25 protein-coding genes are annotated in these 23,696 nt (G+C 62.6%); 8 read left to right on the top strand and 17 right to left on the bottom strand.

Annotation, left to right across the window (positions count from 1 at the left end):
- Nucleotides 1–172: 172 nt before the first annotated feature.
- Nucleotides 173–889: a hypothetical protein gene (locus J2Y58_RS12920; protein ID WP_310103712.1), complete on the top strand. Its 717-nt coding sequence runs from the start codon at nt 173–175 to the stop codon at nt 887–889.
- A gap of 28 nt (nt 890–917) precedes the next feature.
- Here the strand turns inward: J2Y58_RS12920 and J2Y58_RS12915 are convergent, their stop codons facing one another.
- Complete coding sequence (locus tag J2Y58_RS12915; protein ID WP_310103711.1) at nt 918–1,997, bottom strand: competence protein CoiA family protein; 1,080 nt, start codon at nt 1,995–1,997, stop codon at nt 918–920.
- A 45-nt stretch (nt 1,998–2,042) separates the two neighbouring features.
- On the opposite strand from J2Y58_RS12915, the gene J2Y58_RS12910 reads away from it, so the two are divergent.
- Nucleotides 2,043–3,020, top strand: a complete 978-nt coding sequence (locus J2Y58_RS12910; protein WP_310103709.1) for a hypothetical protein — start codon at nt 2,043–2,045, stop codon at nt 3,018–3,020.
- 34 nt (nt 3,021–3,054) lie between these two features.
- Nucleotides 3,055–3,231: a hypothetical protein gene (locus J2Y58_RS12905; protein ID WP_310103707.1), complete on the top strand. Its 177-nt coding sequence runs from the start codon at nt 3,055–3,057 to the stop codon at nt 3,229–3,231.
- Between the two features lie 30 nt (nt 3,232–3,261).
- Here J2Y58_RS12905 and J2Y58_RS12900 read toward each other — a convergent pair whose 3' ends face one another.
- A complete protein-coding gene (locus J2Y58_RS12900; RefSeq protein WP_310103705.1) occupies nt 3,262–3,774 on the bottom strand; it encodes a hypothetical protein in 513 nt (170 codons plus the stop codon).
- 292 nt (nt 3,775–4,066) lie between these two features.
- Between J2Y58_RS12900 and J2Y58_RS12895 the strand changes: the two genes are divergently transcribed.
- Genes J2Y58_RS12895 through J2Y58_RS12885 form a run of 3 tightly spaced genes read left to right on the top strand, consistent with a single transcriptional unit; the run spans nt 4,067 to nt 9,622 of the window.
- Nucleotides 4,067–4,654 (top strand): ImuA family protein, encoded by a 588-nt coding sequence (locus tag J2Y58_RS12895; protein WP_405053104.1) that lies wholly within the window; start codon nt 4,067–4,069, stop codon nt 4,652–4,654.
- Nucleotides 4,569–6,362 carry a DNA polymerase Y family protein gene (locus J2Y58_RS12890; RefSeq protein ID WP_310103701.1) on the top strand — a complete coding sequence of 598 codons (1,794 nt, stop codon included), beginning with the start codon at nt 4,569–4,571 and terminating at the stop codon, nt 6,360–6,362. Before J2Y58_RS12895 ends, J2Y58_RS12890 begins: the two co-directional genes overlap by 86 nt.
- Nucleotides 6,359–9,622 (top strand): error-prone DNA polymerase, encoded by a 3,264-nt coding sequence (locus J2Y58_RS12885; RefSeq protein ID WP_310103699.1) that lies wholly within the window; start codon nt 6,359–6,361, stop codon nt 9,620–9,622. The genes J2Y58_RS12890 and J2Y58_RS12885 overlap by 4 nt, the downstream gene beginning before the upstream one ends.
- Before the next feature lie 531 nt (nt 9,623–10,153).
- Here J2Y58_RS12885 and J2Y58_RS12880 read toward each other — a convergent pair.
- The gene (locus J2Y58_RS12880) at nt 10,154–10,360 is read right to left on the bottom strand and encodes a helix-hairpin-helix domain-containing protein (protein WP_062126331.1); all 207 of its coding nucleotides are present in this window, start codon (nt 10,358–10,360) and stop codon (nt 10,154–10,156) included.
- Nucleotides 10,361–10,445: 85 nt separating this feature from the next.
- Here J2Y58_RS12880 and J2Y58_RS12875 point away from each other — a divergent pair, with 85 nt between their 5' ends.
- Complete coding sequence (locus J2Y58_RS12875; RefSeq protein WP_310103695.1) at nt 10,446–10,709, top strand: hypothetical protein; 264 nt, start codon at nt 10,446–10,448, stop codon at nt 10,707–10,709.
- A gap of 231 nt (nt 10,710–10,940) precedes the next feature.
- On the opposite strand, the gene J2Y58_RS12870 is transcribed toward J2Y58_RS12875, so the two are convergent.
- Nucleotides 10,941–11,432, bottom strand: coding sequence for a hypothetical protein (locus J2Y58_RS12870; RefSeq protein ID WP_310103693.1), 492 nt, complete (start codon nt 11,430–11,432; stop codon nt 10,941–10,943).
- On the bottom strand, nt 11,429–11,746 hold the full coding sequence (locus tag J2Y58_RS12865; protein ID WP_066708181.1) for a hypothetical protein: 318 nt from the start codon (nt 11,744–11,746) through the stop codon (nt 11,429–11,431). Before J2Y58_RS12865 ends, J2Y58_RS12870 begins: the two co-directional genes overlap by 4 nt.
- 104 nt (nt 11,747–11,850) lie before the next feature.
- Between J2Y58_RS12865 and J2Y58_RS12860 the strand changes: the two genes are divergently transcribed.
- On the top strand, nt 11,851–11,994 hold the full coding sequence (locus J2Y58_RS12860; protein WP_310103689.1) for a hypothetical protein: 144 nt from the start codon (nt 11,851–11,853) through the stop codon (nt 11,992–11,994).
- Nucleotides 11,995–11,996: 2 nt separating this feature from the next.
- On the opposite strand, the gene J2Y58_RS12855 is transcribed toward J2Y58_RS12860, so the two are convergent.
- The 12 genes from J2Y58_RS12855 to J2Y58_RS12800 form a co-directional block, all read right to left on the bottom strand.
- Nucleotides 11,997–14,864: a conjugal transfer protein TraG N-terminal domain-containing protein gene (locus J2Y58_RS12855; RefSeq protein WP_310103687.1), complete on the bottom strand. Its 2,868-nt coding sequence runs from the start codon at nt 14,862–14,864 to the stop codon at nt 11,997–11,999.
- An 11-nt stretch (nt 14,865–14,875) separates the two neighbouring features.
- On the bottom strand, nt 14,876–16,258 hold the full coding sequence (locus J2Y58_RS12850) for a conjugal transfer protein TraH (protein WP_066708157.1): 1,383 nt from the start codon (nt 16,256–16,258) through the stop codon (nt 14,876–14,878).
- A 92-nt stretch (nt 16,259–16,350) separates the two neighbouring features.
- Nucleotides 16,351–17,265: a conjugal transfer protein TraF gene (locus J2Y58_RS12845; RefSeq protein WP_310103685.1), complete on the bottom strand. Its 915-nt coding sequence runs from the start codon at nt 17,263–17,265 to the stop codon at nt 16,351–16,353.
- Complete coding sequence (locus J2Y58_RS12840) at nt 17,246–17,596, bottom strand: hypothetical protein (protein WP_066708155.1); 351 nt, start codon at nt 17,594–17,596, stop codon at nt 17,246–17,248. The genes J2Y58_RS12845 and J2Y58_RS12840 overlap by 20 nt, the downstream gene beginning before the upstream one ends.
- 34 nt (nt 17,597–17,630) lie before the next feature.
- Nucleotides 17,631–19,424: a conjugal transfer protein TraN gene (locus tag J2Y58_RS12835; protein WP_310103682.1), complete on the bottom strand. Its 1,794-nt coding sequence runs from the start codon at nt 19,422–19,424 to the stop codon at nt 17,631–17,633.
- Complete coding sequence (gene trbC, locus J2Y58_RS12830; protein ID WP_198356604.1) at nt 19,425–20,168, bottom strand: type-F conjugative transfer system pilin assembly protein TrbC; 744 nt, start codon at nt 20,166–20,168, stop codon at nt 19,425–19,427. It abuts the gene before it with no gap.
- 12 nt (nt 20,169–20,180) lie between these two features.
- Nucleotides 20,181–21,197: a conjugal transfer pilus assembly protein TraU gene (gene traU, locus J2Y58_RS12825; protein WP_310103679.1), complete on the bottom strand. Its 1,017-nt coding sequence runs from the start codon at nt 21,195–21,197 to the stop codon at nt 20,181–20,183.
- A complete protein-coding gene (locus tag J2Y58_RS12820) occupies nt 21,194–21,472 on the bottom strand; it encodes a hypothetical protein (RefSeq protein WP_066773532.1) in 279 nt (92 codons plus the stop codon). Before J2Y58_RS12820 ends, traU begins: the two co-directional genes overlap by 4 nt.
- Nucleotides 21,472–22,110: a type-F conjugative transfer system protein TraW gene (gene traW, locus J2Y58_RS12815; RefSeq protein WP_310103677.1), complete on the bottom strand. Its 639-nt coding sequence runs from the start codon at nt 22,108–22,110 to the stop codon at nt 21,472–21,474. Before traW ends, J2Y58_RS12820 begins: the two co-directional genes overlap by 1 nt.
- Nucleotides 22,107–22,658 carry a S26 family signal peptidase gene (locus J2Y58_RS12810; protein WP_405053103.1) on the bottom strand — a complete coding sequence of 184 codons (552 nt, stop codon included), beginning with the start codon at nt 22,656–22,658 and terminating at the stop codon, nt 22,107–22,109. The genes traW and J2Y58_RS12810 overlap by 4 nt, the downstream gene beginning before the upstream one ends.
- Nucleotides 22,639–23,340, bottom strand: a complete 702-nt coding sequence (locus J2Y58_RS12805) for a TrbI F-type domain-containing protein (protein ID WP_310103673.1) — start codon at nt 23,338–23,340, stop codon at nt 22,639–22,641. Before J2Y58_RS12805 ends, J2Y58_RS12810 begins: the two co-directional genes overlap by 20 nt.
- Entirely contained in the window at nt 23,337–23,696 is a 360-nt protein-coding gene (locus J2Y58_RS12800; RefSeq protein WP_310103672.1) for a hypothetical protein, read from the bottom strand. The genes J2Y58_RS12805 and J2Y58_RS12800 overlap by 4 nt, the downstream gene beginning before the upstream one ends.

The following is a 23,696-nucleotide window of genomic DNA, read 5'->3' as shown; positions in this document are numbered from 1 at the left end:
CCCATAACGCACCGGCCCTCCGCGGCCGAGTGCCTCTGACCATGAGCTGCGTGTTTAGTGTTAGTCTTGCGGCCTCTGAGCGCCCCGGCTGTCGGCCCGCGCTCTGGGAACAACCGCGACTCAACCTACATAGGAAACGCATCATCACGACGCTGCCTTGGGAATCGGAAATATGTCTACTGCTGTGCCGGATGTTTGGGAAACCAGTATCCATCGGCTTCCCCCGAGGGTTCGAGGGCCGAACGACCCGCTGCCCGTCCAGACCGGTTTCGAAACAGAGAACCTAGACGACAGTCACCTGATGGTGGTTTGGGCAGAAACGAAAGGTAAGCTACCCCCGGACGCCGGCATTATTGTGCGAGGAAGTATCCTAACGGCAAAGGATTTCCCCCGAGCGATTGCCGAGTTTGGCGCACATACGAACTTCGGCAAGCATGAGGTGAGCCTTTCAGAGGGAATGCTCCGTGTTGAGGAAGACTGGTTTAGGCGTGGAATCGCCGGTATTGCGCTCGCGCGCTTGGTGCGATGGGCTAAGCTTTACCATCCCAACAGGGACGTATATCAATATAACATTGGTACATACCCAAAGGAAAAACGAGAGTACCTCAGGCGGCTTTATGGTGCATTCAATATAACCTGGAACCTAACACCAGAGCCGGGGCCGGGGGAATCATGGTATTCGGACCCGGTAAAGGTTCATCAATTAAAGATACCTGCGCTGCCAGAGGCGCAACCGACAGCGGTCGAACTCATGGCTTTGATAAAAAAGCGAGATGACGAGAACCGCATACTAACGCTTAAACTGAGTGACGCTGAAAACAAGATCAAAGAGATTGGCGAGTCATCATCTAACGTTAAGAGCGGATTACTAAGAAAGGTATTTGGTTAGATCAGAGGCTAAGCGTAGAGGATAGTCCTTAGATGGTGTGGTGTCGTTTTGCACTATCATCGGCGAGGGTTATAAACGACTCCTTCGCAGCATCAAACCAACGGCGTGCGTTGTCATCGTTAAGCTGCGAGGGAGCTGATGCGGGATACGGGACGTTCAGCCGAGCATATCCATATTGGTAGCGCCAAGCGTAACGGCGTTCTGCTCGACTCGCCTGCGTGTTCCGCAGGATGACTTGTGTCTCATGATCCATGTTTGCCTTGATAAAAGCTGTAGATGGGAGGCTTTCCGAAGGTCGATGAAAGACAACGGTCGGCATGCCGCCACTATGTATCTTGCAACAGTAGGCGACCGTGTATGGTATTGATCGCTCCGTTAAGCGCACCATCTGTATGGTATCAGGATCGTCAAAGATTGCTCTTTTAAGAAACAAGCCACGACGACTCAACGAATACTGAAAGCAATGTTCGTCCCAAAGCCAAATTTGATTCGACCCAAACGTCATAAGGTCGCGGATCCAACCTACGCTGGAGGACTGCGTCATCATTCGCTCGTACTGGTGCGCGTTGATGATCCATAGTGTGGAGGTTAGGTCCGAGGCATCCCGATCGGTCCGTTGCTCAATGGAAGGTAGATTAGTCGGGCTTGCCTGCAACTCGATGTGAACCTTCTGCCGCGCGATGGAAAAAGCGATGTCAGGCTTTCTGAGGCCGAAGGATGTTCGGATAAACGGCTCTCTATCGATCGGGAGGCACATCAATTCCGAAAGAATGTAGCTTATTTCGATTGCCGCCTGAGTATGCCAGCGTCCTTCAAGGCCCAATGGGTTGTTGGCGCTGAAATGGTCAAAGCCGTTTTCCTCAGACCGCCAAGGGCAGGGGGGATTGTCCGAAGCCTTACCGCGATGCGAGAAGTGGGCGACTCGATCGGGTCCAGCTCGTGCGGTCAGCGGCTGTCCGCAAGCGCAGCAACGCAGAGCTGAGCGGTCCAGAATGGTGCCGGCTGCGGCACGTGGATCGGCCGCCTCAATCGGTATGATGGCGCCCTCCCGATCATAAACAAATCGAATTTTCGTGCCTTTGGCTGCCGCCTTAACGGGCTTTGTCATCGCGCTTCCTGGTTCTAGGATTGATCCCGTGGGAAGGAGCGGAAAATGGCAGGGGATGTCGCTAGAAGCGTTGAGACTTCGGGAGACACAGAGCTTTCTCCCGAGGAAATTCAGTGTGCAATCAACAACCTACCGATCGCAGCGCCCCTCACCCTGGGGGCATACCAATTCATTGAAGGCCTGTTGCGCGCCTCGCTTGACCGACCCGATCAGCGCTACTTCGAACGCAAGGAAGTGGGTGCGTTTGTTGGGCGGGACGACGTGAAATCCCGGCGGGCCTATTGGTGTGACAACGATGCCGTCGAGCGCTTCATGAAGACGTATGCTGCGCGGCTTTCCGACAGCTTTGATCCAGGTCGACTGGTAGCGCTTGAGATTGACGATTCTGGATCTCGCCACCGCTTTCGACTGTATGCGAAACAGAAGCAGCTCGCGTCATTTAGGCTGCTGGGATCCGTCCTCCGCTACGAGACGCAAGCAAATACGCCCAGATTGAACATCCTAGGCAGGCTAAAATACCCGGGCGTCTCCTCTGGAGAACCAACGGAATATAAGAAATGGCTCTTTTTAATTCCGTATTTCGGGACGCTTCTACTCATTATGTGTGGCATGGCGACCGTATGGTTTCAAATGACGTTTCAAATATATAGGACACTGCCCCAAGCGATTCAGGTAGTCTTGTTCATTTTGATAACCGCATATCTGATCTGGGCGGCTAAAAAGAATTGGCATGACCTTCTAGAGGATAAGGTTATGCTGATACCGGACACCCTGTTGAAGGATGAGGACTTCGGGGCGGTTTTAGAGCGAACAAGCCGCGGAGAGGAACGCTTTGTGCGTATCCGACGCTACACCGCAGATTGTCCCATCTGCGGTGACGCTAAGGTTGTGCTTGCTAATGGTTCGTATGATTTGAAGGGTCGCATCGTCGGCCGGTGTAGGGAAAGCCCGAAAGAACATGTCTTTTCATTCGACCGTGTGACACTCGAGGGCGCGCCCCTGCTCGCGATAAACGCCAACTGATGTCTTTACCCTCCAAAAGCTACGGACCACAGTTATGACGATCGATGAGACGACGACGATTCTAGATCACGTTGCTGCAGAGGCCGTGAGGATGATGCTGTCCAAAATGACCGATCACGATGTTACAGTCGTGTTCCAAATTGTGGGCGGAGCTGGACCGATCGGTGACCTAGCGGCTGAAGCAATGGAAATTCGAAATATCGATCTTTAGGATTGGACAACAGGGCGTGGGACCATCATGCTAGGCGGGCTGGTCCCCCAAGGTCCACTGGTACGGCTTCCGATCGAACGCCTGACACCGCGATTTGTCAGCTTGCGGCATAGGGATGCGGAGATACTCGACCGATTGCGCCTGCCGCTGGATGGTCAACCTTACACGGTTGCAGCCATAGGAGGGAGGGTCGCTTTCCGCGACTACGGTCTCCGCATTCCACGACTTGATCGGGTATTCGTCGGTGTGCAGGAATACGGACCGCGCGGCACCAAGGTTCGATAGATCGGCGATGCGGCAGGAGCCCTGGCCTCGCCGGCACTCGATGTGCAGGAAGGTCCGGCCGTCCATATCTGGACCCACGAGCGTTCCCTCGGCCGAGATGAACCCGGTGTCGCTCGCCCGGTCGTCCTTGTCATCATAGAAGGTCTTCGGCGCATACCGGACGGGCCGGTCCTCAGCCGTTTTCAAGAGCCAAAGGGACGCCGCAACGCCGATAACGGCAGCTGTCCCGAACCCAGCGGCGAAGCTCCGAACACTCAAGCGACGATCCCCCGAACCTCCCGCGTGACCGGGTACAATGCGCTGAACCGATCGAGATGGGCTTGACCAACGCGGCTCGGTAACGGAACATAAAGGGAACGAGTAGAGTCTAACCCTTATGCCCGCCGCCCTTGATTCATCAGCGCCGTCAATAGCGCATCTTCGGACGATCGCCACACCCGCGACTGACTTCCGCATCATGCCTTTCGGCGTCGACGCGATCGACGGGCGGCTCGGGGCAGGGGGCCTTCGCGCGGGCGCGCTACACGAGGCGACAGCACAGAGTTCCACGATGGTCGACGATGCGGCAACGACCCTCTTCCTCGCCAGCATCGCCGCCCGTGAAGCTGCTGCGACAGGCGGGCCGGTGTTGTGGGCGAGCTGCCGAGCCGACCTGTATGCGCCGGCGCTGGAGCAGATCGGCTTACCAGCCGCAGCCGTGATCCATGCCCAACCGCGCGATGACGCGGCCCTTCTGGCGGTGATCGAGGATGCGGTGCGCGACGGTACACCGTCTGCCATCGTCGCAGAGGCGAGCAAAGTCTCCATGGTCGCCACCCGCCGCCTGCAGTTGGTCGCGGCCGAGGCTGACATGCCGGTCCTGCTTTTGCGCCGTCGACGCGGGCTCAACGAGGATCCGCTTGCCGAACCATCCGCGGCCTGGACGCGCTGGCGGATCGGCACCTCACCGTCCGAACGGCTTGAAGTCGCGGGTGTAGGAAGGGCGAGATGGGCGGTGGAGTGCGCTCGCCAGCGTGGGGGTGAGGGGTTCTCCCTGATTGTGGAGGGCAGCGATGAGACGGGTCGTCTCGCTGTTCCTGCCGGACTTGGCCATCGAGCGGCTGAGACGGTTGGAACGGTCCGCTTCGCGGCAGCCTGAACGGCCTGTCCTCGAGCTGCCGGTAGATGACGACCCCGGCGCCTGTTCGGTGCCGCGGGGCGGCGGTTGGCGGCCAGGTGCGCGGTGGGCACGCGAGGGCCTGCCTTCCCGCGCCGACGTCGAGACGCAGATCGCGGCGCTGCCAACACATGCGCAGCCGCCTATGCGCGAGCTCGGCCGGCGATCGGAGGCAGCAAGCCACCCTTATAGGACCGTAATCGCAGGGCATCCGGCGCCAAAAGCATCGCCGTTGGATATTAAAACCCATGGCTTTCCACCCTTGGCGCTTATCGGGAAGGCTGGCCGGCGCGAGGAGGTGGTTGCTGCCTGCGAAGGCGCACGGGCGCTTGGCATCCATCCCGGCATGGCTGCGACCCATGCGCGCGCGCTCGTATCGGATCTCGATTTCCGTCCGGCCGAGCCGGAGGCTGATGCTGCACTCCTCGACCGCTTGGCGCTGTTCGCGGTTCGGCGCTGGTCTCCGATTGCTGCCGTCACGCCCGCCGATGGGCTCTGGATCGACCTTGCTGGCTGCGCGCATCTGCATGGTGGTGAGGAGCGGTTCTGCAGGTGGCTGATCGCCTTCTGCCGTCGTGCCGGCTTCACCGCACGCGTGGCCGTCGCTGACACCGCAGGGGCGGCCCATGCCCTCGCTCGCTTCGGCCGCAGCGAGCTGACCCGCGTCGAGCCGGGTGCAACCGCCAGTGCGATCTCGCCGCTGCCGATCGTCGCCTTGCGCCTGGCGCCGAGCGCACTCAGCGCCGCCAAACGCTTCGGCTTCGAGACAGTAGCGGATCTGCTGCCGGTCGCGCGAGGGCCACTGGCGCGTCGGCTTGGCCTGCCGGCGATCACGCGTCTGGACCAGGCGCTCGGCGCCGTCGCCGAGCCAATCACCCCGCGCGAGGATGCCGAGGTTCCGATCGTCGAGCGTCGCCTCCTCGAGCCGATCGGTACGGCCGAGGCGATCGAACAGGTTATGGGCGACCTGCTGAACGATCTTGCGCAGGTCCTGCAGGCGCGAGGCTTGGGCGCACGGGCACTCCGCCTCACGGCTTTGCGCGTCGACGGCACGGAACAGGTCGTGGGTGTCGGCACGTCGCGCCCGACGCGCGAGGTATCGCACCTTCTCAGGCTCCTGAAGCTCAGGATCGAGCGGATCGACCCCGGCATGGGCCTCGAGCAATTCTGGCTGGTTGCGCCGCATACCGAACCGCTGGATGCGGTCGCCCTTGGCGCCGTCCTCGCCGGCGAGGCGCTGGTGCGGGACCCAGCGCGCCTGGTCGACTTCATCGCCGGCAGGATTGGAGGCTATGCCGTCTACCGGCTTGCGCCAGTCGAAAGCCATGTGCCGGAGCGGGCCGTCACCCGCTCCGACCCGGTGGAGATGCCAGGATCATGGCCGGCATGGAAGCGCCCGATCCGCCTCTTTGCCCGGCCGGAGCCGCTGGCGCGCGTGATTGCGCTGATGCCGGACCAGCCACCGCGTCGGTTCGAGTGGCGGGGCAAGACCTACAAGATCGTTGCCGGCGACGGCCCCGAGCGGGTCCATGGCGAATGGTGGCGCCGCGATGCCGAGGTGTGGGCGGTGCGGGACTATTACCGTGTCGAGGACGATGCGGGCGGCCGCTACTGGGTCTTCCGACGCGGTGACGGTTTCGAGGAAGATACGGGCGACCTGTCCTGGTGGATGCACGGGGTCTTCGGATGACCCACTATGTCGAGCTGCAGGTGCTCACCCACTTTTCGCTCCTGCGCGGCGCTTCGTCGCCTGAGGAGCTGTTCGCGGCCGCGGCGCTGCTCGGCTACCCGGCGATCGGCGTCAGCGACATCGGCACCGTTGGGGGTGTCGTGCGGGCATGGGAGGCGCAGAAAGCCACAGGCGTCCGCTCAATCGCGGGCACGCGCGTCGATCTGTCCTGCGGCCGGCGCCTGCTGCTCTATCCGACCGACCGGCCCGCCTGGTCGAGGATCACGCGGCTGCTCACCGTCGGCAAGAAGCGGGCGGGCAAGGGCGGGTGCCTCCTCCACTGGCACGACCTCGAGCCGTGGTCCGAGGGCGTCGTCGCCATCCTGCTGCCGCACGAGGCGGACGAGGAGAACGTCGCCGCACTGAAGGACCTGAAGGCTATCTACGGGCGTCGCGGCTATATGGCCCTGTTCCAGCGGCGTCGGCCGGGGGACGCGGTCCGGATCGATGCGCTGGCGCGGCAGGCAGGCGGGGCAGGGGTCCGTGCCGTTGTGACCGGCGATGTGCTCTACCATGCGCCCGAGGCACGGCTACTGCAGGACGTGGTGACGGCGGTGCGCGAGAAATGCACCGTCGACGAGCTCGGCTACCGCCGCGAGGTCAACGCGGATCGGGCGCTCAAGTCGCCCGACGAGATGGTCCGGCGCTTTCGCGCCTATCCGGACGCGCTGCAGGCAAGCGTCGATATCGCGCGCATCTGTACCTTCGACCTTGGCGAGCTGGCCTATCAATACCCGCACGAACGCCTGATCGAGGGGCTGTCAGCGCAGGAAGCCTTGGAGAAGCTGGCGACCGAAGCGGTCGAGCGGATGTTCGATGGCCAAGTGCCGGAGGCTTACACCAACCAGATCGCGCATGAGATGCGTCTGATCGGCGAGCTTGGCTACGCGCCGTACTTCCTCACTGTCTATGCGATCGTGCGGGAGGCGCGTCGGCGCGGGATCCTCTGCCAAGGCCGCGGCTCGGCTGCAAACAGCTGCGTGTGCTTCGTCCTCGGCGTGACCTCAATCGATCCGATCAAGCACGAGCTGCTGTTCGAGCGCTTCGTGTCGGGGGAGCGCCGCGAACCGCCCGACATCGACGTCGACTTCGAGCATGAGCGCCGCGAGGAGATCATCCAGTGGATCTACGAGACCTATGGGCGTGATCGCGCGGCGCTGACTGCGGTCGTGACCCGTTACCGCGCGCGCGGCGCGGTGCGTGACGTTGGCAAAGCGCTCGGGCTACCGGAGGATCTGACGTCCTCGCTCGCCGGCCTTGTATGGGGCTGGTCGGCCGAGGGCGTCGGTGAGAAGCAGGTCGACGAGCTCAACCTCGACATCGCGGACCGTCGCCTGCGTCTGACGCTCGACCTCGCGCGCAAGCTAATCGGCGTGCCGCGCCACATGTCGCAGCATCCAGGCGGGTTCGTGCTGACCCATGATCGTCTTGATGATCTAGTTCCTATTGAGCCTGCCGCAATGGAAGGCCGGCAAATCGTTGAATGGGACAAAGATGACATCGACAGTCTGAAATTTATGAAGGTCGATGTTCTCGGCCTCGGTATGCTTGGGTGCATGAACCGGGCGTTCAATCTACTTGAGCAGGATAAAGGTATTCGTGTCGGATTGGCAGACTTACAGGATGATGACCCTGAAGTCTATGCCATGATCCAGAAGGCTGACACGCTCGGCACCTTCCAGATCGAAAGCCGCGCGCAGATGAGCATGCTGCCGCGCATGAAGCCGCGCCGCTTCTATGACCTCGTGATTCAGGTCGCGATCGTGCGGCCGGGGCCGATCCAGGGTGACATGGTCCACCCGTACCTTCGCCGGCGTGAGGGGCTGGAACGGCCGGAGTACCCGCGCCCGGAGCTGCGCGCGGTATTGGAAAAGACCCTCGGCGTTCCCCTGTTTCAGGAGCAAGCCATGAAGGTCGCGATTGTCGGCGCGGGCTTCACCCCGGCCGAGGCGGACCAGCTGCGCCGCGCCATGGCCACCTTCAAATTCACCGGCGGGGTCAGCCATTTCAGCGAGAAGCTGATCGAGGGCATGGTCGCACGCGGCTATCCGCGCGACTTCGCCGAGCGCACCTTCCGCCAGCTCGAGGGCTTCGGCTCCTACGGCTTTCCGGAGAGCCACGCCGCCAGCTTCGCCAAAATCTCCTATGCGAGCAGTTGGATGAAGCACCATCATCCGGACGTGTTCTGCGCCGCGCTGATAAACGCGCAGCCCATGGGCTTCTACGCGCCTGCACAGATCGTCCGCGACGCGCGCGAGCATGGCGTCGAGGTGCGGCCGCCTTGCGTCAACGCCAGTCGCTGGGATTGCACGCTCGAGCGGACAGGCGGGCGCTACCTGGCGGTGCGTCTCGGCCTGCGGGTGATCCGCGGGCTCTCGAACGCTGACGGGGCGAAGATCGTCTCCGCGCGCAGCACCACGGCATATGACTGCGTCGAAGACGTCTGGCGCCGGTCCGGCGCGCAGCGCGCAGCGATCGAGAAGCTGGCGGATGGCGATGCCTTCCACAGCTTCGGCGCCGATCGCCGGCAGGGTCTATGGAAGGTGAGGGGGCTCGGCGAAGCCCCGCTGCCGCTCTTCGCCGCGGCGGATCGCGCGGCCGAGACGCTGAGCGCAGAAGGGATCGAGCCAGAGGTGCAGCTGCGGGCGCTGACCGATGGCCGTGAGGTGATCGAGGATTATCGCAACCTGCAGTTGTCGCTCCGCGGTCACCCGCTTACGTTCGTGCGTGACGAGCTGCGACGGCGCGGCGTCACTCGGTGCGCTGACCTCGCCAGCGTCCGCGACGGCCGACACGTCGAGGTCGCCGGCATCATCCTCGTGCGCCAGAAGCCCGGAAGCGCGAAGGGCGTCCTGTTCATAACGATCGAGGATGAGACCGGCATCGCCAACGGCATACTTTGGCCCGACCGTTTTGAGGCGCAGCGCCGCACCGTGATGTCGGCCTCCATGGTCGGTTTGAAAGGGCGGGTGCAGAAGGAAGGCGAGGTGATCCACGTCATCTGCGACCGGATCGTCGACCATGGCGACCTGCTGCACCGTGTCGGAGATATGTCCTTCCCGCACCGCACCGGGCGCGGCGATGCAGCCCAGCATCCAGGCTCACCGGATCGCGGGGACAAGGGATGGCAGCCCGAGCCGCGCAACCAATACTGGCCGCCCCATGCGGACGGTAAGGATCCTGAGGAGGTCGTGCGCTTCAAATCGCACGACTTCCACTGATCCGTGTCGACGCTGCCTCGGCACCAGCGCGTGGTGATCGCGCTGTCGGTGCACATCCTGCGTGCCGGCGTCGCCAGGTGTTCGGAGACGACCGTCGACGGCATGGAAGTCCGTCTCGCGCTACGCTGTCTTCTGCCCCACTGCCCTGAGCGTTGGCCCCTCGAGCTCTATTGGGATGCAGCATCTCAGACGAACGAAATTGGCAGAGCCCAAGGCGTGACGGCCGCGTTTAACGGGATCGTTCGCCAGCTTCGCAAGGCGGGACGGTATGAGGACGTGTCACCGCTGTGAGCAAACGGCCGACGATCGAGGCACCGTACAAAACGCTTGGCGAATGGGCGACCGATCGCGCCGACATGCGGATTGCATGCGTCTGCGGTCGAAGCATGAATATGCCGGCAGGCCAAATCCTCGAACGGTTTCATGGCGACGGCGACGTCGCATCCAAGGTCATTCGGTTGCGATGCCGAGGATGTGGTCGCCGTGGCCATGCTTCTGTATCGTCGGTGCCGATCCTGCGCCGCTAAGGCATCAGGCGTCGCCAACCGTCAGGGCAGACCTTCCGCCGTCCGCCTTTCCGGCCATGCCGGGCACCTCATCAAGCTGACGAAGATCGGTGAATTTGCCGCGCTCCTCACGGTAGCGCACAATCTCGAAACCATGGCCTTTGAGTTCGGGAACGCCATCCAGCTGCTCGGCCGTCGCTGTGTTTACGTTGACGAGAGATGCGTCGCTCATGGTCATCCTTTTCGTTTGCCGGTAGCAAACCGATAAATCCCCTCCCGGTTCAGACTGCCGCGGCAACGGCGAGAAAGGGTGACCAATGGCCAACCATGACGCTCCCGAAAGCCCGAGCGATATTCGCGCGCTGCTCGCCCATCTGCTCGCTGGCGTCACTGGCAAGTCCGAAGCGCACTGGGAGAAACTGATAGGCGAGGTGACGGCTTTGCCCATCGTATTCAATCCCCGGTCAAATTGGAGGATTGATCCGAACGGCACCAAGAAGGAGATCGAAGCCATCGAGAAAGCCGCAGAGATTGTGCGCCAAGCGCATCCCTACGTCCCATCACCGAAAATCCTGACCTAGTCGCCGAAGATTTCGGTGTAAACCGCATGTAAGGATTGCAAACTCGACCCAGCAATATCAACGAAATAGCATGTAAGCGCTGCAAACGGGTCTGAGCGTCTCAGCGCCCGCGTACGCGACCGCTTAGTTCTAAGCCTCAGAGATGAGGCCGTTTTACAAGCTTCATATGCGTTTTGCAGCGCTTAAAGGTGCATTTGCAATCCTTATGGGCGGTTTGCAGCCTGGCACGGTTCAGAACGTAACTACGACGGCTTGGCGGACAGCAAAAGGCGGGCCTGGTGATGCTGATTGCTCGCCTGTCATGGAGAGCGTCGAACGCGACAAACCTACCACGCGAGCTACCGAGCGATAGCTGATAGGGTGAATCCCGTCCTGAGTGCGAAAGGCGTCCAGACGCACGACGGTGTCACCAAACGTCACTGCAACAGTCCTGACGATCGCTGAGGCAGCCGGGTTATACGGCGCGATCCAAACGACCCGGGAAGCAGCGGTTCTACGCCGGATGACGTTCAGATTTTGAAGAAGCTTAGGGCTGCGCGGATCGTTTGAACCGAGAGCTATGACAACGAAGCTGGCGGACAACGTCTCAGGAGAGAACCGCAGCGCGTCACTGGAAGATGCGCCAACACGAGCGCGCATCTCGCACTGAATGCCCGACATTGCCAACGCCGCGGCGGTGCCAACTGCGGTGCTGTCACCGAGGATCAGGCAGAACGGGATCATTTGTGACCCAGCAGGGCCAGTACGATAGCGAGCGACATGACGAACAGCGAAAGCCAGATGGCGATCTGCCCGTAGATGTGCAGTACGACGCCTACCCAGGTATAACGCCGGCGCAGCATGACGCCGCTCCCGACCGCGATGAAGAAGGCAATCGTGGTCGGCATCGTGATCGAAGGCGATCGATGCAGAACGGCCTCCGCAAGGGGCATCAGCCCGACCGCCATCACCAGCAACCATGAGAACCCAAAAAGCAGATTGCTGCGTAGATCGAGAGGTTCGTGGTTATCGGTGCGGTGCGCAGAAATGCTTGCCATTGCCTCGCTCCAATGCCAACCTCCATGCGGAGGTTAGCGTCATGCCAGAATTTGATCTGTCGCTATACAACGCGACACGGGATAGGCCGGGAGGCCCACTCGTTGTGGCTGATGATGCCAACGACGCGCCGAGTTTGCAGCCGTTCTCGGACGCGAGCGGCCGTTGGACCCAAGGAGGCACCATCGGGTATCTCCTCGCATACGGCCTGCTCGCCGGCGGGCTGCTCTATTGCGCGTATTTCCTGTAGAGTCACTTCCTCAGCTCCGGGTCGGTGAAGAAGCCCTTACGCATAGCTTCATCGACCTCGCCCCTCACCGCTGAGCCAGCCTCAACGGCGCCTGCTCGGATCACCTTCTTGGCATCCTGATCTGCCTTGATCGCAGCCGTTTGAGCATCGATCTGGGCGACGGTCGCAGACCCATCACCAGAACCGCCAACCGTTGGGACTGCGCGGAGGCCAGTCGGATGATAGCGAGCCTCAACGTCTGCAGCGGTTGAGACGGGCACTTTCGGAACGTCGACGAGGTCCGGCTCGTGAAGGCGCGGAGCCACGCCATTGTAAATGTCCTGCCGCTTTTGCTCGAGGAACCGGGAAACCATCTGATCGCGAGTGACCCGCTGCTGATCGCTAACCGCCGTCTCGTGAAGGCCGGGGGCGTTCAACGCAGGCTTTTCGGCCTGTTCTTTGGCGTACCACTGAGCCAACTCCTGACTCATGTTCTCACTCATCTGCATGCCGTGCGTCTCCGCATAGCTTGCATCATTGGATAGCTGCTGGGCCTTTTCGTGAAGCTGACGGGCGCGCAGCTCATGCGAATACGCCAGCGACCGCGCGTCCTCCGTGCTAACGCTCGACGTCTGTGAAGTAGCAGCACGAACGGATGTGCCGGATCTCGTGTAATTGCCGGTGCTCTGGTTCAGGTTTTCGCCATACGCCTGCTCGTTGCGAGTGCCATCGCCAATCGACGATCCATCTTCAACGGAACGGGTTTGGTCTTGGTTTTGGCGCAGTGAGTCGGTTTGCTGGCCAGTCCAAGTTTTGCTTCCCTTGATTTGGGGCAGAGCGCCGGCGAGCTTTTGTCCCAGGCTGGGCTTCTCTGGCAATTGCTGTGGCCCGTTCGGACCGACGGCATCTGCGGGGTTCGGCCTACCGGGACGCGCTGGCCCACCGCCGCCAAGCGCGACGCTAAGACCACCTGAGACGGAATCGATGACCTCAGCTCCGCGGCCGTTGGTGTTCGTGACACGGGAGGAGTTGTTGATCGCGCCACGGTTCTCCAGGGTATCAAAGGTCGAGCCACTGGTCCGGACGAAGCGATCGTTGCCGATATTCGTCTGGATACCCGCGCCATTCTCAGTGGCTTTCGTGACGTCAGTCGACGTGCCTCGTGCGCTCCGATCCGTATGAGTGGTGCTGAGGATACGGGCAGCTGCAGCCTCTTCGCTTTGTGCCTCGCGCTCAAGCATGCTCGCGGCCTGCCGCATCTCTGAGACATACCCGGTCGAAAGGGTCGGCGTGACCGAGAGCCGCGACATCGCACCGGTGGTGTCGGTGACGACGAAGCCGTTGCCATGGCTCGTCGACGTCGCCCCGTTATCGTGCCGGTACGAATAAGCGCCGGCTCCGCTCGTGTACGACATAGCGTCGGACCACTGATTGGCCTGCCGCATGTTCGACGTCGAATTGGCGAAGCTCGTGTTGCCATAGGAATAGTTGCCTGTCGTCTGCTCGGCCGCAGCCGCTTCCGCTGCGTTCTGGGCCGGGTTGAGGACCGAGGTCGCCTGACCCGAAATGCTCATCGCGCCCTTGGCGAGACCCGCCGCGAGGAAGGGCACGCTCATCAGCATGAAGCCGGCGATCGTGGCCGTCTCGGCATTGACGGCGCCGATGCCCGCGAACGTGCCTAGCGACATACCTCCTTCGGCTGCGCCCTGCGCGGCACTGGTGGTGCGCGTCATGCAGATCATGTGGAGGATGACGTACAGCGGCCCCCAAGACGCGAGGTAGAAGAACCCGGTCAGATAGCCCTTGAGCGCCCCGACCCCCGTTTGAGGCATCAGGAAGAGCGGGAAAATTACCGGGAACATCGCGTAGAACACGACCGTGAGCACGATGTTGAGGATCGGAACCCAGCTCATCGCCTGTTGGGCGATCGAGTTGTACGTGTTGCGCGCCTGAATGTCCGCCCGCGTCGTGGCGAAGGTATCGATCGACGCCGCGCCCGGACCGCCGGCCATGCCGTCCCGCGCTTGCATGAACGCGTTGATCGCCGTGTTCTGCCGCATCACGGCCTCGTAATTGGCGCTCGAGGCGGTGAAGGCCTGATTGACGATCGGAACGTCGGCGCGGAGCTTCGCGGATGCGACGGCCGTCGAGAGTTTGGGGAAGGCCTGCTTCGACCAGATCGGCGTGTGCGCCGCTATCATCGGCGTCCATTGATCTGAGAGCAGGTTGTAGGCGTTGTTGCAGGTGATGATGTCACTCGTCACCGACGCACCGCTACGGCTGACCCAAGGCTGCGACCGAGCCACCGAGCCCGGACCCATCGCAGTCCATAGATCCTTTGCGTTGGCCAGATCGGTCATCGACTTCTGACCGAGCATGATGTCACCGAAGACGCAGTTTTTGAAATGCGCCGACAGGTTGGTCGCAAACTCGGCGTCGCGGATCTCGAAATTGCGCGTCGCGTCGAAAAGGCGCGCACCATACACCATGCCGTTGGTTGAGTAGTTCAGCTGGCTTGGCATCGTGAAGACCGTCTCGGCCGTCCGGGTGAGCCAGTCACCGACCTGACTGGTAAAGCTCGCGATCACGCCCAGCCCGAGGGGCACGTTGGCAACGGTGGCAGGGGCCAGCGACGGGTTGATGCGGTCGGTCACCTTCACCGACACGGTGGGGACCATCAGGCACATGTAGATGAGCGTCGAGCCGATGAACCAGTTCATCCAGACGCGGACGTTCATCGTGAAGGCGACGCACAGAAGCGAATAGATCAGGCCGAGGACCATAACGACGCGGAGGAGCGAGCGGTAGCCGCCCCCTCCCGTCCACGCTGCGACGGCGTTGAACGTGTTGACGATGTATTCGCCACCGCCGATCGTGAAGACCTCGACCATGCCGTATGTCCTTAGTTGAGGCCCTGCGCGCTCAGCCCGCGCGAGAAGTTGAGCGAGGCTGCCATCGCCGGCGACATGCTGTTCTGCAGGGTCGATTCCAGCATCACGGACTTGTTGATGAGGAAGATCGTCTGGTTGAGCTTGTCGTTCAGCTTGAAGTCGCGCTGCGAGTAGCGGTCACGTGCCGACGCCAGCTGCTCGCGCCATGCCTTGCTGACGTCGACGTCACCCGACTGGACCTGGACCGATGACTGGCTGATCCGATCGAGCATGTTGTCGATCATTGCCGAGAGCATGTTCACAGCGACGATCTCGGCAAGAGCGTTCGTCTCACCGGGATTGAAGCTCTGGTGTGCCATCGCTTGGACCGCGAGCATTTTGTAGAGCGGGATCGTCGTCATGTTGAGGAGCTGCTGCTCCCCAACGTCGAGCGCGCTGTCGGTGCGGATCTTCGAGTTGATCGAGTCGATCATGCCCTTGATCTTCGTGCGAAGTCCGGTCGCGATCTGAAGCTGCTGTTCGGTGACCTTAAGGCACTTCAGCTGCTCGTCGCACTTCAGAAACTTGACCGGTTGCCCGCCCGTGCCCGTACCATCGAGAAGGGCGGTGACGACCGCCTCCTCGGCAGGCCCATGAAAGACCACGGCCGGGCCGCCGTCATCGCCGCCCTTCGGGTTGACGATGATCGTGCCGACGAGGGTCATCAGGTATTCCGAAAACGCCTGATCGAAGGTGCCGAACTTGTTGGACTTCTGGATCGCGTCCCAGGTGTAGTTGCGCGGTGTGCCGGCCGCATTCTCCGCCACCTTGGGATCGGTGTTGGCGTCGATCGTCGACTCCTGCTTATTTCCCGGTCCGCACTCCTGACGGGACCGCGCCCAGTCGGAGAAGATGCCTTGGCTGTTGCCGATTGCCGCGCAGACGTTGGAACGCGCTCCGGCCATCTTCGGCCACAAGCCCCCAACCAGGCCCTGCGCTGCTTCGCACGACGAAATGTTCATCTGGTTCATCTGCTGCGCCTTGTTGGCCATGCCATCCATGACCTTGCCGATTTCCGGCGAGACGCTGTCGATCGCGAGCTGGAACGCGAAGCCGAGCGCGTTGTTCGCGGTCGCTTTCAGCATAGCGACCATCTCGGCGCCGTTGATGAACGAGAAGGAGCCGGTGAAGATGTCGATGCCGCCACACCCGGCGCGCACGCTCGGCATCTGGAGATTGAGCGGCTGCACGCTCTTTTGCGGGAAGCGGGTCCAGACATTCCCCATCGAATAATATCCGGCGCTTTGCCCCTGATATGCGCTGGGTCCAGTGACATTGGCGGCGCCGCCCGCGTCCTGGAAGAAGCTGTTCATCTGCCCGGCGACGTCGGCACGCGCGATGTCGACCGGGATCATGCTCGCGGCCCCGAGGCACGCGACGACTGCGGCGGATCGCCGCAGGAAGACGCGGAAGGGGAAGGGGCGGGGTTTGCAGGTGGCAGCGGTCATCAGAAATCCTGACCCGGCTTGGTGTTGGTGAGCATGAAGATCCGCTCCATGACCTCGTCGGCCGACATGACGCCGAACCCGATGGGCACGGTCTTGCGGGTCACGGTATCGAAGAGGACGAGAGCCGGCGTGGCCAGCGGCACGCCCATGCGCTCGCGCTGGCCGCTGTCGACCACGTAATTGGGGAAGGTCCGGCTCGGACCGCCATCGGTGGAAACGGCCATCACGGTCATACGATGACTGTCGGCAACCGAGCGGAGGATCGGAGAGAAGACCTCGCACGCGGCGCAGCTCTGCGCGAAGAAGTAGAACATGCCGTACCGCTGGCCGATACGAGACAGCGCCTGATCGCGCGTTGCGCTGCGATTATCGGTCCAGGCACGCTTGCCGACGGTGGAGACCGGTCGCTGCAGCGTGTAGTCGATGTCGGGGTTCTGCCAGAGCGCGCGCTGCCAAGTGTCGGAAAAGGTGGAGGCCCGATCCAGCTGCTCGCGCTGATAGCGCACGTAGGCGATGACGTTGGCCTCGGTCGGCTCGAGGATGGCGCGGTTCTTCAGCTCGTTAAGCTGTTTGGAGATCGCCTTCATCCGGTCCGTCGCCGAGGCTTGAGCCTGCTGGGCAGCTTGCGGGGCCTTGTGCGGGGTCTTCGGACGCTCGCAGTAGAACCACTGTCCGAGGCGGCGCTGTCCGCAGTAGAAATCGTCACCCTGAGCAGGCGTATCGACGCTTGCCTCGAGGACTTCCGGCTGCGCCTGGTCCTCGTTGCCTGCATCGTCACCCACATCGGCCATGGCGGCCGATTGGAGATCGAGCGACTGCGCCCCCGCTGGCGCCGCGACCGGCGCGGCAGCTGCGAGGAGCATGAGAAGCGTGGCGGCGAAGCGGCCGCGGCGGTTATCCCTGATCGTCATCATCGTCGTGCTCCCCGTCGAGCTCAATCATTGCGAGTTGAAGGACGTGCATCATCCGCGCGACGTCGAGCATCTTGGTGCCCTGATCGAGCATGCGGACGATCCCACGCAGGTGGCTGCGGCCGTGCTTGCGGCCCTTGATCGTGGCGCGCATCCCGCTGTCGCGGCGCACCAGCCAACCGGCGTCGACCATACGAGGAAATGATCGCTCGATCTCTCGCGGGTCGATCTGACAGTCGAACCAGTGCCCGACCGTCTGTGCGACCTCGCCGGCTGACGTGCCGCGCCCGGAGCGGTGGATCCGCAGGAAAATGGCGAGGTCGAGCACCGACATGTCGACGGCGCATGGTCCCCCCGGACCTTCCACATCATTTGCCCCCGTGAAGGTCATAATACCCCTGAATTTTCTGCTGGATGTCGGTCATGACACTGACCTCGTCGGGCAATTTTGCGGCGTCCATGAACTCGGCATAGACCTCCGAAAAATCCATTTTCGACAGGTCGAGGTGCTGAAACTCCTCGATGGTGAAGCCCTTGCAGGTCTCGTCCTTGGGCTTGCCCCACGGCTTGTTGATCTGCTGGCGGCCCTGCTCCTGCAGGATGCGGGATAGCTTGCTGCCGAAGCAGCAGTAGGCGTCCTTCGACGTAACGCAGATGCCGAGCACCTTGTCCGAACAATAGGAGCCGACCTTGTGGCACAGCCCCTTGTCGTCCTTCTCGTCGAGTTGCTTCTCGGCCGAGCTGCACAGCCAGGGCGTCAGCAACGGCACACCCTTGCCCGAACAGCAGTTGGACGCGCCGAAGATCTTCTTGTTGCAGGTCCCGCGCTCGCCGGAAAAGACCGTCAGGTTGTTCGGATCGAACTGCTTGCCGGCGTCGCCGATCGAGTGAAGCGCGACGAGCGCGTCCTTGAACTCGGTCGAGGCTTCGCGCTCGATCTGCTCGCAGTTGCCGTTGAGGCAGTAGACGTCGTTGCCGCAGACATACTGCTTGTCGGTCGACGCCGGGTCATCCGGTAGCGGGCAGCTATAGACGCGCTGCGATACCTTGCAGGCCCCCGATTGGGGATCGTCGAGACATTCGTCGCGCAGGAATTTGCACTGCTTGTTGTCGTCCAGCGAGCCGCAGTCACTCGCCGGTTCGAGCCGCTGGCAGGTGAACGTGCGCGACCAGGCCCAGCAGCTCTGCGTTACCGGAACGCCTTCAATCGTGCGTGTTTCAGGGCCCTCGGTGCACACCTCGGCCGCCTGCGGAGTGCAGCTGGTGTCCGCCGCAAGCGAGGGGCAGGTGCCCTCGTTACGGGTGACGGACACGCTGACTTCGCCTTCCTTCTTCAGGTAGACCGTGCCGGTGCGAAAATTCCGGTGGCTACCCGTGTCACTGGCGGGAAGCTCGCTCGAACAGGAATAGAGCTGCGCCGTGCCGCTCAGCTTGCCCTTACAGAATTTGCGATAGTCCTCGACGTTGGTGCCGCCTGCGCCGAGTTCGATCTGCGCGTCACAGATGTGCTTCGACACCGGCTCGGTACGGCAGACGCCGGCCGCGGTCCGCGCCTGCATGACGCTATTGCGGGCAAAGCCGTAGCCCTCGTTCTTGTCGAGAACGCCGTAGTAGAAATAGCGGGCGGTGTTGACGACGTGCGGGACCATATTGCCGCGGCAGATCTCGTTGGCCTGCGTGACCTTCGAGCCCTTGTTGCAGGTCGCTTCGTAATAGCCCTTCGAGCCCACCGATGGGGGAAGCGCGGTGCAGGTGCCTTGGCTTCCGCCGATGTCCTGCCCGCCGAGATAGGTCTCGGGATCCTTCTCGATCGCGGTGCCTCGCGAGGTCGCAGCGAGGATTTCGGCATTGCTGAAGCTGGGCCGCGTGCCGCCCTTGTCGGTAACGGTGCCATAGGCGTCGCTCGTCGGCGCGGCGACCTTCCCATCCATCGTCAGCTTGTCGGGATCGTCGAAATAGCCCTTCTCTGGCAGATCGGTGCCGCCATAGCCGGGAAGCTCCTGCAGCTTCAGCTCATTCGGGCCGAGGCTATCATCGTCGCGCATCGCCTTGCCCATGGCATTGCCCTGCTGACGCGCCTCTTCGATCGTCGTCTGCGCGATGACGCCGCTGGCACCACCCACGAGGACCGCGAGAAACAGAGAGGCGGCGACCCGCTTCATTTAGCTGGCCTTCGCCATGTTGCGCAGCGCGACCGAGGCGACACCGGCACCCGGTCCGCGCGCCGACACGAAGGTATCGAGCACATAGCGGACCGAGACGTTACCGGTGATGCGATCGTGCGCGGGCACCGCGGTGCGACAGTTGAGGCCCGAGCACAGGTCGAAATCGGAGGACACCGCCACATAGGTCGGCACGGCTTGGACATCGAAGGCACGGAAAAGCCGGGGATCGATGCCGACGTTCGAGAGCTGGTCCTTCTCGGTCACGACCTTGCTCAAGGCCTCGCTGAACGCCTTCATCGAATTGCCAGGGAAACCGCGAAAGACGACCACACCTCCGGCCTTCGCCGTGTCCGCAATGAGCTGGCGAAGCGCCGGCACCGGCATCGAGAGGCTGGCAAACGCTATGAACTGGGGCGCGTCGCCGCGGCCTGTCGACGAGACGTTCTGGCTGGCGCCCTTGATGATTTCATCGAAGTCGAAAGCACCTTCGCCGTTCACCGGCAGGTCGGCTTTCGCCAGCTCGACGAGGTTTCCGGTGGCCTTGGTCTGGACCGCCACGGCTTCTTCGCGGAAGGCGTCGCCACGATTGCGGACGTGGTCGGCGAACGTCTCGGCATCGCCCTGCATGGCCGCCGAGCGCCGCTTGATGGCGTCGAGATCCAGACCGTCGACGGTCTGAGCGATTGCCTGAATCCCGCCGATCGTGGCGACCAGAGCGAGGACGATGGTGAAGCGACGCATGTCAGTGGTTCCTCACAGGACGCAGCAGTTGCGCTTGCGCCAGACGAGGTAGCCCATGTCCTCGCCCTTTACGGGGAAGGCCCGGCCAGCCTGCGGGGGCATGGTCGAGGCACCGAGAGGCGAGCAGGCATACTTGCCGCTGACGGTCGGGATCGGGTTGGTCATCTGGACGCGGTATTGCTGCTTGCGCAGCACCGGCATCGGGTACTTGTTGCAAAGGCCCTTGGAGCCCATCGTGCCCCACGCGAGGCCCTCGCGGTGGATCTTGAAGGCGAAGCGCGCAAGCGCCAGGCGCGACGCCTGAACGTGGCCGATCGAGGCAGCGATGTTGCCGTTGACGGGGTACATCGGTCCCTGGCAGCCAGCGCACCAGAAGGTCGCATCGAGAGGCAGTTTGGCGGTCGCTGCGATGCAGTCACCTGCACACGCGGCCTGCGCGATCGGTGAGGAGAAAAGCACCGCCTCAGGATTGATGAGCGCGGTGAGAGAGTCGTCCTGCCAGAGCGGATCGACCTCGGTCATATAGGCGATGTCGAAGGAGGATTGCTCGAAACAGGCGAAGTCTGCGAGGATCTCCATCCAGTAGAGCAACGGATATACGTACCAGTGGACATGCCACTTCGACGTGTTCTGTCCGTTCCCACCTTTCTGCGACGGCCCCGACAAATTGCCCTGTCCGATGTCGAAGCCGGGCGAGATCTTGGTTCCGCCAAGGTTCACGAAACACCATGGCTTCGTCGACACGTCGGCGAGACGCACCGGCTCCCAGAAGCCGGCCGAAATACCGATGCGCGGGACGGGTGATCCGCAGGCGCAGACGGGCAAGCTGGGGTTGTCTGTATCGGGACGATTGCTCGGCCAGATCTTGAGGCCACCCACCGAAAGCGGGAACAGGCACGACCAGCACACATCCGTGATCGGGTTCACGAACTTGCCGGTGCACTTCGACTGCGCCTCCGCGCGCGGGCTCAACACCGCCGACAGGGCGAACGCGAAGAGCGCGAGGGTGAGGAGGCGCAGGCCTTTCACGCGGCCTCCTCCGGCGAAGTGGCGGCGTCGAGGTAGGCGTTGTCCGCGCGATTCTTCCGGAAAACGTAAAGCGCCGTGTGAAGGGCCGTCGTCGCGAGGACGGCCGCCACCACGAAGGACGCGGGGCGACCAAAGAGCTTCACAAGCGGAGAGATGGCGAGGACGCCAACCGCAGATGCCACGCACAGGAACTGGAAGGTGCGGCGCATACCGCGCAGCTCGGCCGTTTCCGGCGCTGCCATCGGCGTCTTCAGGAGATCGAGCCACAGAGGCATCAGCTGTTTCCCTTCAGCTTGATTTCGGAGAGCTTCATGACGCGGCCGTCCTGCACGGCGACGGCGGGTGTGTGCCGGATGCCGAGCTTGCCCGTCAGGCGACCTTCCTGATCGAAGTAGAAGCGGCGTTGCCGCGCCGTCATCTCCTCGAGGGGGGAGCCACTGACGAGGATGATCTTGGCCTTGAGGTCGCTGTATTGGGCAGTCGCCCACGCCATCTCGGCCTTGTTGTCACCGTCGACGAACACCAGCGCCTGGGTGACGGCCGTGAAATCGAGCGGGTTCACGGTCTGACCACGCCGGGCGATGTAGTTGCCCTTTTGATCCTGAACGTCGCGCTCGATCGTGATCGTCGGGTCATAGTCCCAGGTCCGCGCTTCGGTCGCGGGGGTGATACCGGCGACGGGTTTCGGACGCCGCACGCGGGCCTCCGCCCTGCGAGCGAAGACCGCATTCATGCGATCGATGTCGCCATTCGCCTGCAGCCGCTGGAGCTTCGCCTCGATCGTGGCGAGCAGATCCGGCTCCACGATCGGGAATGTCTGCCCGACGATGCCATGGTCGCTCGCGCGGGTCGCCGAGCTCAGCGAAACCGAGAGGAGGGCGACGATCGCGACGGACTCCAGCGCCCGCTTCACAGGATCGGCTTTCCGACGCCGACGATCTTCTTCGCGCACGCGAAGCCGATCGCCGCATACCGGCTGTCGAAGCCATCCTTGTGCGGGCTACCGACGAAATAGCAGTCACGCGGAATGATGCCGGTCGGGCCGGGCACAAGTCGTTCGCCGAACTTTGTCAGCGGTTTCATGTGCGCGACGAGCTTACCGGCGACGATTACGTCGGCGCCGCGATGCTCAACCAGGTCGCCCGGCATGCCATAGACGATCTTGCCGAACATCTGCTTCTTTGCACCGAAGTGCCGAACGACGAGCGGCGCGGCAGGAGGCACGAAGAAGACGTATTCACCGCGCGCCGGCGTCGCAGTTTTGTGGATCACGAAGGCCCAATTCGGCAGCGACTCTGACGAGTTGATGAGCAGGGCGTGCGTATCGCGCCATTCCGCGAGTGCATTGAGCGACGCGCCACCAGCGATGAAAAGGCCGAGCGCCGCCCAAAGCCGTTTCCTCGGCCGAAAGCGCTCAGTCGGCGCCGGTGCGCTGACCGCGTTACTGCCCACTGGGACCACCAAAGGTCGAGACGCTGGCACCAGCAGCGCTAAGGTCGGGGGCCGGGGCGGGGACCGCTTGAGCCGTGTCCATCCCTACCGCGCCGAAGGGCGATGGGGCGGGAGCACCAGTCGGAATCTGCGTGACTTCAGGCGCAACGGCGACGGGGGCAGCAACGGGAGCAGTCGGAGCCTGTCCACGCATCATGGCACCCATCTGAGCGGGAGAGGCGGGCTGCGGCACGCGGACGCCGGCCGAATAGACGGCCTTGGCGACCTCGCCGGTGATGTCGGGGACGCTCTTCGACAGGACCGCCTCGCCGACGAGGACGACCTGCCCTGCGGCGCCACGTCGCTGAAGCTCGGTATCAAGCGCCGCCATGAAGGTCCGCATCTGCGCCTGCACCTGATCGGGCGGCGTGGCACTGCGGGCCTGCGCCTGCACGTATTCGCCGACAATGCGCGATAGGTCCGCCTTCACGATGCGCTGCGGCTTCTCGGCCATAACGGCCTTGCTGATCCACATGGCCCAGATCAGGGCCAGCAGGAGCGCCGCGCCGACAAGGAGCTGCGGCATCGTGTAGCCCGCGAAGACAGCCCGCCGCGTCACCGCGCGCCCCGATGCACGGACAGGCGTGGTTTCGAGACCGGGCGACAGGCCAAGGCCATCGTCGTTGCGGTCGATACTCGATGCTTCGGTCATGCTTGGCGCTCCCAGGCGGCAGGGTCGCGCGGCAGGATGGCGTGCCGGCGGAAGAAGATGAGGGCGGTCGATAGGATCAGGTGCGCGATACCCACCGTGATCTTGAACTGGTCGACGCGGTCAGATCCGGCCGCCAGATAGCGACTGGTCATGTTCTGGAGGTGGTGCATCATCCCATCGAGCGACAGGCCGCCCAGGACGAGGAAGAAGAGCACGAAGAGCCCCCACGTCATGAGCAACGTCGTGGCGAGAAAGCCCGCCATGTGCAGCCCAAAGTAGAGCAGGAAGCCATAGTCGACCCGTCCGGTCCTCTTGGGCGCGGCGAGCGGGAGAAGGGGGTTTGCGTGCGTTGCCAT

Source organism: Sphingomonas sp. BE138 (assembly GCF_031456125.1).
GTDB lineage: Bacteria > Pseudomonadota > Alphaproteobacteria > Sphingomonadales > Sphingomonadaceae > Sphingomonas.
Note: the sequence above shows the minus strand (reverse complement) of the source record. Positions and strands in the feature narration are given on the sequence as shown.